The 2,008-nt window shown below is 28.5% G+C and carries 4 protein-coding genes; 2 read left to right on the top strand and 2 right to left on the bottom strand.

Translation table 11 applies throughout. The features are described from left to right. The coding region (locus EIC27_RS06720) for a DDE-type integrase/transposase/recombinase (RefSeq protein ID WP_126044832.1) at window positions 1-303 on the top strand (303 nt) is incomplete at its 5' end. Window positions 304-323: 20 nt separating this feature from the next. On the opposite strand, the gene EIC27_RS06725 is transcribed toward EIC27_RS06720, so the two are convergent. Beyond that, on the bottom strand, window positions 324-857 hold the full coding sequence (locus EIC27_RS06725; protein WP_126045278.1) for an SAM-dependent methyltransferase: 534 nt from the start codon (window positions 855-857) through the stop codon (window positions 324-326). Beyond that, window positions 854-1,480 (bottom strand): guanylate kinase, encoded by a 627-nt coding sequence (gene gmk / locus EIC27_RS06730; RefSeq protein WP_126045279.1) that lies wholly within the window; start codon window positions 1,478-1,480, stop codon window positions 854-856. Before gmk ends, EIC27_RS06725 begins: the two co-directional genes overlap by 4 nt. 233 nt (window positions 1,481-1,713) lie before the next feature. Between gmk and tnpA the strand changes: the two genes are divergently transcribed. Beyond that, the coding region (gene tnpA, locus EIC27_RS06735; protein ID WP_205702322.1) for an IS66 family insertion sequence element accessory protein TnpA at window positions 1,714-2,008 on the top strand (295 nt) is incomplete at its 3' end.

A 2,008-nucleotide genomic window follows, 5' to 3' on the forward strand; every position in this document is an offset into this window, starting at 1 on the left:
CCTATAAAGGTTAATATAGATAAAAGTGGCTCTAATACTTCTGCTTTGAATTCAATCAATAAGCCATTATCTAAAGAAAACCAAATAGAAATTAGGCAGAACAAATATCTCAACAATAGGATAGAAGGCGATCACAGATTTATAAAGAAACGAACTAGGCCGATGCTTGGCTTCAAATCCTTTAGAAGTGCCGCCAGAACTATTGCGGGAATAGAACTCTTGCACATGATTAAAAAAGGACAACTTGCTGACAATGACAATTATAATTCTGACTTTGATAAATTTCTTTCACTAGCTGCTTAATGGAAAAATCTATAAATAATTTAAAACTCTTTATTTTTATTGCCTTCAAACAACTTAATTGCCATATGACAATTTTTAGCCAGAAATTTCTGTGAAAAATCAAAAACAGATTCAGCCAAATTCATAATATTAATATGATTTAAACTTCTAGTACCACTTGTATTTTGAGCCATGTCACTAAGTATTACATCACATTTATTATCTTTCAAAACAGCATTTAATTCTTCCCAAAGTTCTCCAGATGTAAAATCAGATTCAAATGTAATAACATCTTGAATTGCCATGATCTTTTTTAAATCTACTCCTATAACTTTAGTCTTAGAATTAGTATTTCTTTTAACATATTGCAGCCATGAACCAGGTGCAGAACCAATATCTAAAACAATCTTGGCACCTTTAAGAATTTTGTATTTTTGATTTATACCATCTAATTTATAAGCAGCTCTTGAGCGATAATTATTTTGCTTAGCTAACTTACTAAATTTATCTTTCACATTTCTACTTAGCCATTTAACAGATGATTTAGTAGATTTTATTTTAATACTCTTTTTCAAATTATCTTTGTCTTAACAAATTCTTCATGTATCAAAGTGCCAACAAAATCATTAAGACCTGTTCTTCTTTCTTTTCTAAGCCTTTCAGATTTTAGGATTGATAACAATTTTTCCAAGCTTTGTTCAATATCTCTATTGATAATTATATAATCATATTCATGCCAATGACTAATCTCTTCATCAGATCTAGCCATTCTTTGCTCAATGACTCGACCGTTATCTTGATTTCTTAATTTTAACCTTTCTAATAACTCTTTTTTAGATGGTGGCAATAAAAATACACTTGTAACATCTGCTCTTGCTATAGCTGATAGCTGTCTATGACCCTGCCAATCTATATCAAACAAAACATCTTCACCAGAATCTAATTTTTTCAAAACCTCTTTTTTAGGAGTTCCATATAATTCACCAAAAATTTCTGCATACTCTAATAATTCCTCACTTTCAATCTGATCTTTAAACTCTTCTTTAGTTTTAAAATAATAATGCTTACCATCTATTTCATTTGGTCTTTTTTTCCTAGTAGTACATGATATTGATAAAGATATATGCTCATCATTTTTAATAATTTCATTTGCAAGTGTTGTTTTACCAGTACCAGAAGGAGCTGATAATATAAACATTAACCCTCTTCGTTTTATATTTATCACTAAATTAGTACATAAAAGTTTAAAATAGTCACCACTATATCAATTTTTCACTTTAGAGACAACTTTAATTAAATATTTACCACAATTTGATTGCAAACTAGGCTCAGCAATACTTTCTTTATAATGAATCGTAAGCGCTAAAATAAGGGCATCTAGGCAAGAATAAAAATAAGTGGTAGAACAAAAGCCTAAAAAAATAAAGGCTAATGATGCTATTAGAAAAAAAGAAAAAAAGAATAAGTAATGAAAAATGGAAAGAGCTAGTAGAAGAATATAAAAAAAGTAATGTAAGTAAATATGAATTTTGTAAGCAAAAGAATGTGCCGAGAAGTACATTTTATAAATGGCACAGAATTCTTGTAGAAAATAAAAGAAATACAGTAAAAAATAAATTTATACCAATAAGAGTGAAAGAATGCGAAGAAGAAAGAAGTGAAGAAATAAAATCAGAGATGATAATAGAAAGTAAAAAGGGGATAAGAATAGGGTTTAATAAAGGAT

It is taken from the genome of Candidatus Aquarickettsia rohweri (assembly GCF_003953955.1).
In the GTDB taxonomy this organism is placed as follows: domain Bacteria; phylum Pseudomonadota; class Alphaproteobacteria; order Rickettsiales; family Midichloriaceae; genus Aquirickettsia; species Aquirickettsia rohweri.

Bases quoted from the DNA above. Each gene is read 5' to 3' on its own strand.
- gmk (WP_126045279.1), bottom strand. From the start codon at position 1,480: ATGTTTATATTATCAGCTCCTTCTGGTACTGGTAAAACAACACTTGCA.